Annotated in this window: 7 protein-coding genes and 1 pseudogene; 6 read left to right on the plus strand and 2 right to left on the minus strand. The window is 59.8% G+C overall.

The window, feature by feature from the left end; genetic code table 11:
• Nucleotides 1-128: 128 nt before the first annotated feature.
• A pseudogene (locus tag AC2VLV_RS11905) lies at nucleotides 129-701 on the minus strand (TMEM165/GDT1 family protein); the annotation flags it as partial.
• Nucleotides 702-744: 43 nt separating this feature from the next.
• Here AC2VLV_RS11905 and AC2VLV_RS11910 point away from each other — a divergent pair.
• The 6 genes from AC2VLV_RS11910 to AC2VLV_RS11935 all read left to right on the plus strand — a co-directional run bounded on the left by AC2VLV_RS11910 (nucleotide 745) and on the right by AC2VLV_RS11935 (nucleotide 6081).
• Nucleotides 745-1023: a metal/formaldehyde-sensitive transcriptional repressor gene (locus tag AC2VLV_RS11910; protein ID WP_486990191.1), complete on the plus strand. Its 279-nt coding sequence runs from the start codon at nucleotides 745-747 to the stop codon at nucleotides 1021-1023.
• The gene (gene dmeF / locus AC2VLV_RS11915; RefSeq protein ID WP_486990192.1) at nucleotides 1020-2282 is read left to right on the plus strand and encodes a CDF family Co(II)/Ni(II) efflux transporter DmeF; all 1263 of its coding nucleotides are present in this window, start codon (nucleotides 1020-1022) and stop codon (nucleotides 2280-2282) included. The genes AC2VLV_RS11910 and dmeF overlap by 4 nt, the downstream gene beginning before the upstream one ends.
• A 117-nt stretch (nucleotides 2283-2399) precedes the next feature.
• Nucleotides 2400-3491 (plus strand): IS630 family transposase, encoded by a 1092-nt coding sequence (locus AC2VLV_RS11920; protein WP_486990193.1) that lies wholly within the window; start codon nucleotides 2400-2402, stop codon nucleotides 3489-3491.
• 747 nt (nucleotides 3492-4238) lie between these two features.
• On the plus strand, nucleotides 4239-4493 hold the full coding sequence (locus AC2VLV_RS11925) for an SHOCT domain-containing protein (protein ID WP_486990194.1): 255 nt from the start codon (nucleotides 4239-4241) through the stop codon (nucleotides 4491-4493).
• 72 nt (nucleotides 4494-4565) lie between these two features.
• The gene (locus tag AC2VLV_RS11930; protein ID WP_486990195.1) at nucleotides 4566-5306 is read left to right on the plus strand and encodes a Spy/CpxP family protein refolding chaperone; all 741 of its coding nucleotides are present in this window, start codon (nucleotides 4566-4568) and stop codon (nucleotides 5304-5306) included.
• A gap of 112 nt (nucleotides 5307-5418) precedes the next feature.
• Entirely contained in the window at nucleotides 5419-6081 is a 663-nt protein-coding gene (locus AC2VLV_RS11935) for a cupredoxin domain-containing protein (RefSeq protein ID WP_486990196.1), read from the plus strand.
• A gap of 146 nt (nucleotides 6082-6227) precedes the next feature.
• On the opposite strand, the gene AC2VLV_RS11940 is transcribed toward AC2VLV_RS11935, so the two are convergent.
• Entirely contained in the window at nucleotides 6228-7181 is a 954-nt protein-coding gene (locus AC2VLV_RS11940; RefSeq protein ID WP_486990197.1) for a F510_1955 family glycosylhydrolase, read from the minus strand.
• Nucleotides 7182-7320: the final 139 nt, after the last annotated feature.

Raw genomic sequence — 7320 nt, forward strand, 5'->3', positions numbered from 1 at the left:
CCCATCGCTTGCGCGCACCCCGGCGCGTCCACGATCACGCTGAAACGCCGTCCACGATCAGACTGAAACAGGCGTCCACGATCACTGAAATGCGCAGCCGGTGGAGTCGAAAGCCAGCTTGCTGCTGCTTACCGGGCCTGCAATGCAGTATGCAATGCGAGTGCACCTAGAACGATGAACATGACGGCCGCGACGGCATGGATCCAACGGCTCGGCAGCCGATCTGCAAAGCGGTGTCCGAACAGCACTGCCGGCACGTTGGCCAGCAGCATGCCCAGCGTCGTCCCAGCCACCACGGGAATCCACTCGCTGAAACGCGCAGCCAGCGCGACGGTTGCCACCTGGGTCTTGTCGCCCATCTCGGCGAGGAAAAATGACAGCGCGGTCGTCAGGAAGATGCCGCGCGCGCTGCGTTTGGACAGGTTCTCCTCATCCAGTTTGTCAGGGACCAGTATCCACAGCCCCATGATGACGAAGGACAGGACGACGGCCCAGTTCAGAACCGACGGTTTCAAGGTGTGGGCGAGCATGTCACCCACACCGGCGGCGATCCCATGGTTCGCCAGGGTCGCGACCAAAATACCCAGGATGATGGGAATGGGCGCGCGATAGCGGGCCGCCAGCAGCAGGGACAAGAGTTGTGTCTTGTCTCCGATCTCAGCTAGGGCGACCAGAACGGTTGAGGTGAGGAATGGATGCGTGCGTTAACCATTATCGGATAGGGGGGTAGGCTATCATAGGGATATGAGCCATACCATCCGCCAGAAAGCCAAGCTGCTGAACCGGGTGCGCCGTATCCGAGGACAGGTCGACGCCATCGAGCGCGCACTTGAGTCCGAAGCCGGGTGCGAGCAAGTGCTGCATGTCATCGCCGGTTGCCGCGGCGCTCTCAATGGACTGCTCGGCGAGGTTGTCGAGGAACATATCCAGAGCCATCTCGTCGAGCCATTGAAGGGCAAGAATCCGATGGCTGCCGACGCTGCCGAGGAGCTTGCTGACGTGTTCAGGAGCTATTTCAAATGAATGCCATTCCGCAACTCGCCGTGCCAGACCACGAGCATGTGTTCCTGGGCGAAGGTCATGACCGCAACGCGCGCAAGACCTGGTGGGTGATCGCCCTGTGCAGCGTTGTGATGGTGATTGAGATCGTCGGTGGCTTGCACTTCGGCTCCCTCGCCCTGATCGCCGACGGCCTGCACATGAGCACCCACGCAGCGGCGATGCTCATTGCGGCCGTGGCCTACACCTATGCGCGACGGCATGCGCGCGATAGGCGTTTCAGCTTTGGCACGGGCAAGGTCGGCGACCTCGCGGGGTTTTCCAGCGCGATTATCCTGGCGATGATCGCGCTGCTGATTGGCTATGAGGCCGTCGACCGCCTGCTCCATCCTGTGCGCATTGGTTTCGACCAGGCTATCGCGATCGCCTTCCTCGGACTAGCCGTGAACATCGTCAGCGCCTGGATGCTCAGCGGCAGCGGTCATGACCACGGCCATGGGCATGCGCATGGTCACTCCGGTTCCGCGCATGACGATGATCCGAAGGTTATTGACACTCCAGCCGGACGTCTGCATTTGAGGATCTTCGAGGATGGTGTTCCGCCGCGCTTCCAGGTGCGCTATCTCCAGGAGCCGGGGAGTGCGCAGGCCCTTTGGGCGGCTGATGTCATGCTGACCACGGTGCGCACCGGCGGGGAAGAGCAGCGCTTTGCCTTGCGTGACGTGGGTGACTGCTGGGAGTCAGCCGAGGAGATTCCAGAGCCACACGACTTCGACCTTCACGTGGACCTCGGGGCGCGCTTCGAGTCGTTCAGCGCGACGCTGCATTACGAAGAACCCGCACACCATACGCATGGCGGGCACCACCGAGACCACAACATGCGTGCAGCGTTTGTGCACGTTGCGGCGGATGCGGCAGTCTCCGTGTTTGCTATCCTGGGATTGGCCGCAGGCAAGTTCTTCGGCTTGAATTTCATGGACCCGGTCATGGGCATCGTCGGGGCACTGGTGATCGCCAATTGGTCATTCGGCCTGGTCCGCGACACGGGAGCGATTCTGCTCGACATGAATCCTGACCGGCGGCTCAGCCACGACATCGCGACGCTGGTGAAGGCGCAGGGCGACAGTATCCGCGATCTGCACCTCTGGCGCCTGGGCCCGGGCCACTTGGGCGCGATCCTCGCCGTGCAAAATCCTGACGGCGAAAGGGATTGTGTTCATTACCAGAGCCTTCTCGCCCGCTTTACGGACCTTTCCCACGTGACCGTTCAAGTCACGCGCTAGATGTTCCGGGTTTTCATGGGAAGCAGCCTTTCCCCTGTGCGCCTAGTGTCCTGTCCCGTAAATAACTGGCATTAATCTTGCATGCCAGTGCGGTATCTTTGAACCCGAGATACCGCGATGAAAACAGGCAGGCCGAAGACCGAACTTTTGCTGACGGACGCGGAGCGTTCGCAGCTTCAATCCTTCGCTCGCAGCCGCTCGCTGCCGGCGGCGCTGAGCATGCGTGCGCGCATCATTCTGGACAGTGCGAGCGGTGAACAAAACAAGGACATCGCCGAGCGGCTCAAGCTGAGCATGGCCACGGTGGGCAAGTGGCGATCGCGCTTTGTCGATCGCCGCATTGCCGGCCTGTACGACGACATGCGCCCGGGCAAGCCGCGAACCATCGACGACGAACGCGTGGCGCAGTTGATCAAGACCACCCTGCATACCAAGCCGGTCGACGGCTCGACGCACTGGAGCGTGCGCTCGGTGGCCGCCGAGACTGGCATCTCCAAGAGCAGCGTGGCGCGCTACTTCCAGCTCTTCGGCTTGCAACCCCATCGCACCGAAGGCTTCAAGCTGTCCAACGACCCGTTCTTCATCGAGAAGCTGCGCGACGTCGTTGGCCTGTACCTGAGCCCGCCCGACAACGCGCTGGTCATCTGCGTGGACGAGAAGAGCCAGTGCCAAGCCCTGGAGCGAACACAGCCCATGCTGCCCATGGGCTTGGGCTACGTCGAGGGCGTCACCCACGACTACAAGCGTCACGGCACAACCACGTTGTTCGCCGCGTTGAACGTGCTCAACGGCGCGGTGCTGGCCAGTTGCAAACCGCGGCATCGTCATCAGGAGTACCTGTCCTTCTTGCGGGAGATCGAGCGAGCTGTACCGGCCGCGCTCGAAATCCACTGCATCGCGGACAACTACGCCACGCACAACCACCCGAAGGTCAAGGCCTGGCTGGCTGCACATCCGCGCTGGACCATGCACTTCATCCCAACGTACAGCTCCTGGCTCAATCAAGTCGAACGATTTTTCGGCCTGATCACCGACAAGGCCATCCGCCGTGGGTCGTTCACCAGCGTCAAGCAACTCGTGCAGCGCATCGACCACTTCGTCGCCGCCTACAACACGAACTGTCGGCCGTTCAAGTGGACGGCCACGGCCGACTCGATCCTCGAAAAGCTGCATCGACTTTGTTCGCGTATTACCGGGACAGGACACTAGATGGGCGGAAAATGTACATCGCCGTACGAAAAAACACGCAGCATTCGCCGGCCTTCGGCGTCAGCACGGCCTTGAACTCCTCGCACGCGCAGAACTACTGGCTTACATCGGTGGGCATGGTCCTGACCTTTGCATGGCCGCACATCGGGCAAGTATTCTTGGACTGGAGCATAGGGCTCATGGGTGAGGATGGCGGGAAGACGTCGGTGGACTGACCGATCGCCACTTCGGACTTTTCACATAGCTTCACGCGAAAGCAGCCAGGGGGTCTAAGTACCTCATTCGGCCATTGCGAACCGTCACACGAAGGCATCGATGCGTTCGCTCATAGCTGGTAACCGGACATAGTCAGGTCAATGCTCGGGGGTGGCGCGGGCCTACTGCTGACTCTTAGCTGATTGCTAGTGCTAGTCGAAGCTGACGTTAACGACCACCTGCAATGCGACGGCCAGGCCATGACACAAACCGAATAGCCGCCACAATTCCACGGGACGATTCCGCAGGTCCATTTGATCTCGGCCTTCATCACTTCGCCCGAGTATCCCAGCATGACACAAATGTAATCAGCCGGTCACGCTGACAGCACCAATCAGCGTCTAAAGTTGTCGACATGAAATACCAGTTTAAGCACTGCAGGGTGCGCGACTTCAGTTCATGATGCTGTGATGCTTGGCCAATGTGCTCGTTCAGTGTCTGGATGTTTCGGCCCGCTTTGCTCAGCGCTGACTTTTCAATAGGAGAACGATCATGATGTGGTTCAACCAACCCGGCGGATTCGGCTATGGATACGGGATGATGGGTGGTTTCGGCTGGATCTTCATGATCTTGATCGTCGTTGTCGTCTTGGCGCTGTTGTTCGGCGTGTTCAGACAATTCCGGGACGACCGGCGTGAGCACCCGACGCTGTCACGTGGCGCACGCGACATTTTGGACGAACGGTACGCTCGCGGCGAAATTGATGCTGATGAGTACAAGCGCAGGCGCACCGACATTGAAAGTTGAGGTTCTTTCTCGTGCTCCGCGGTCGCGGACCATATTTGCAACAGGCTTCGCTTTTTATACAAGGAGAGCATCATGAAAAGTCAAACAATGCGTGCACTGATCGTTGTTCCTGCACTGGCCTTGGCCGCAGGCGGCTTCGTCGCTGCACACGCCGCAGAACCGGCCAGTTCCGCAGCCCCGGCCTATGGTCCCGGTTATGAGATGGGTCCGGGAATGATGAATGGTTCTGGTCCGTGGGGGAATGCTCCCGGCCGTGGCGGTTATGGCCCCGGCGCTGGTTATCACCGGGGTGGCCCCGGCGCCTATGGCGGGGGATCGCCTGGGCGGGGCTTCGCTAACGGTGTGCCCTGGATGATGGGCGGTGGCTATGGCGGCTATGGCATGGGCCCGGGGATGATGGGTGGCGGCTATGGCGGCTATGGCGGCTACGGCATGGGCTCTGGGATGATGGGTGGTGGCTATGGCGGCTACGGCATGGGCCCGAGGATGTGGGCCTATGGCGCAGGGTCCGTCCTGGCCTTGAACGACGCCCAGCAGAAGAAGATCGAGGCGATCGAGGATGCGCAGTTCAAGAAGCAGTGGGCGTTAATGCCACAAATGCGCGCCGCAATAGAAGGATCTTGGCGCAATTTCGAGGCTGGAAAGATTGACGTCGACGCGGCCATGAAGGCGGCCAAGGCCATGGAAGATGTGCGTCTGCAAATGTTGCGTAACCACCTTGAAACGATCAAGCAGATTGACGCCGTGCTGACTCCGGAGCAGCGGGCCAAGCTTCAAAAGATGGGCCCGTGGGATTCGCAGGAAGGCGAGTGATTTTGGAAACCGAGGCGAAGGCGCAGGGAAGTTAGGCCTGGGCCGGGCAAAGGAGCGACACGCTGCTGAGTCCGGCCCTCTTTACGGCAATCCAGGCAAGCGAGGTTGAATCATGTTCAGGCAAAGACAGATCGGGGTTCGAGCGGCGCTTGTCGTTGCGCTTTCTCTTGGGGCGCCCGTAGCGTCAACCGCACAAATGTATGGCGGCGGCAATGGGATGGGACCAGGAATGATGATGGGTGGCGGAGAGGCCAATCACCCGGTGGATGCGAACTGGAACGGCGGGCTGCTGAGCTATGGCCAAGCGCAGACCTACATCCGTGACGGGCACAATCAAGGGAAGGTCAACGCGAAGGCAAACACGGTAACGTACAGCGGCCCGGATGTGACCATCAATATGGTCGCCGTGCAGCCGGGACACGACGACCAAACCTTCGAGGTTGCGGGCCTTACCAATCCGACATTGATCGTGCCGCTTGGTGCCACGGTGCATCTGACCGTCGTCAACATGGATTATGGTGACAGCATGGAGCACGGCCTGATTCTTACACCAGCGCCGCCGCCATATCCCTACATGTCCATGATGTACACGGGACCTGGCCTGGTGCAGGTGGAGCCCCTTTTACCCTGGCGCAGCGAAAAGGACGTTGCGCAGGCGCACTACGCGGCGTTGTCGACCACTTTGGTGGCACGCGATCCAGGCCGGTTTTGGTACGTGTGTCCCACGCCGAAACATGCGGAACAAGGCATGTACGGCAAGTTCGAAATTCGCTAAAGGTCACGGGGCGGTCGCGCACCCCCACGGCTGCGGGAAGTGCACTCCCCAACACTGGGAACTTGTTGGGGCGAAATCTGGCCAACTCAGCATCAGCCCGATCCTCCGGATGGAGGCGGACTTGAGAGCCGTGTTTCGGGATCGGCTCAGGACGTCACGCCATTTCGCGCGATCATTCGCCAGTTCTGACCATCGTTCGTTGAGATGAAGACGCTGCGCTGGAACGTCGCGATCGCAAGTTCCGACCGATTTGTGGGGCTTTGCGCAATATACGCAACGGCGTCGTTATGCAGAGGTGGCAACGCGATCCGTTTCGCGTCTTGCGAGTTGCCGGAAAGGGCGATCCGAGTCAACACCGCATGCTTGTCATAGCTGCCGTACCAAAGATGCTTCCCATCCAGATCAAATGACGCTGAAACCACCTGTACGCCGTTGACGCGCGCAGAGAACCGGCTGCCGGAATCCATCGAGATGAACAGACCATCGTTTGTGACGACTGCAACAATCGCCGGGTTGCTCGGATGCACGGCAAGCACTCCGATCTGGCCAGTCAATCCGCTGGCAGTCTCATGGGACCAAAGAAAGCCGTCATTGTCCGTTCGGTATAGCCCGACTTGTGGCATGCGATTGTTCGGACCCGTGTTCCAGACGTAGATCGCCGACGTTCCGTAGCTGGCTGCCATGTGATGGAAATCGGCTTCCCCACGCAAGCCGAGTGAGCTCCACGTCCGACCTCCATCGACGCTCTTCATCAAGCCAAGCGGATTGACAGCGTTCGAATTCGGAGCCGGGTGTCCGCTGCTGTAGAAAGCAGCCTTGGTCACTGCAAACCCCATATAGTCGTTCGCAAGGCCGGGCACCGTCGACCAATGTCCTTTGCCGTAGACCGCCAGCCCATGGTGGTCTGGTATGAAGAGATTCGCGCCGTCAGCACTGAATGCCAGACCGTGGATATGGGGCAGATTGACCGGTGCGACGAGGGTCGACCGGCTTGCGCTTTGCGCGGACGCTGTCCCCTGGACTGCCACGATGGCTGAGGCAATGATGGATGACCCGAGCAACAGGCCTGCAACAGGATGGCGGATCGATATGCGTTTCATGATGTTGGTGTCCCTGTATGTCGACGAAGGTGGCGGGTGCATAGTAAGCGTCCGCCGAACCCATCTTTTCAATGAGTCTGTGCTGAGTGAAGCTTGAGTTTTTTCGGAGGCTTCATGCGATCAGACAAACTCAGTGAAG

The organism is Thiomonas sp. TH-17, assembly GCF_057473305.1.

What these genes read in the sequence shown, in the direction of transcription:
- dmeF (WP_486990192.1), top strand. Translation starts at nt 1,020, where the DNA reads ATGAATGCCATTCCGCAACTCGCCGTGCCAGACCACGAGCATGTGTTC.
- AC2VLV_RS11940 (WP_486990197.1), bottom strand. Translation starts at nt 7,181, where the DNA reads ATGAAACGCATATCGATCCGCCATCCTGTTGCAGGCCTGTTGCTCGGG.
- AC2VLV_RS11930 (WP_486990195.1), top strand. Translation starts at nt 4,566, where the DNA reads ATGAAAAGTCAAACAATGCGTGCACTGATCGTTGTTCCTGCACTGGCC.
- AC2VLV_RS11910 (WP_486990191.1), top strand. Translation starts at nt 745, where the DNA reads ATGAGCCATACCATCCGCCAGAAAGCCAAGCTGCTGAACCGGGTGCGC.
- AC2VLV_RS11925 (WP_486990194.1), top strand. Translation starts at nt 4,239, where the DNA reads ATGATGTGGTTCAACCAACCCGGCGGATTCGGCTATGGATACGGGATG.
- AC2VLV_RS11920 (WP_486990193.1), top strand. Translation starts at nt 2,400, where the DNA reads ATGAAAACAGGCAGGCCGAAGACCGAACTTTTGCTGACGGACGCGGAG.
- AC2VLV_RS11935 (WP_486990196.1), top strand. Translation starts at nt 5,419, where the DNA reads ATGTTCAGGCAAAGACAGATCGGGGTTCGAGCGGCGCTTGTCGTTGCG.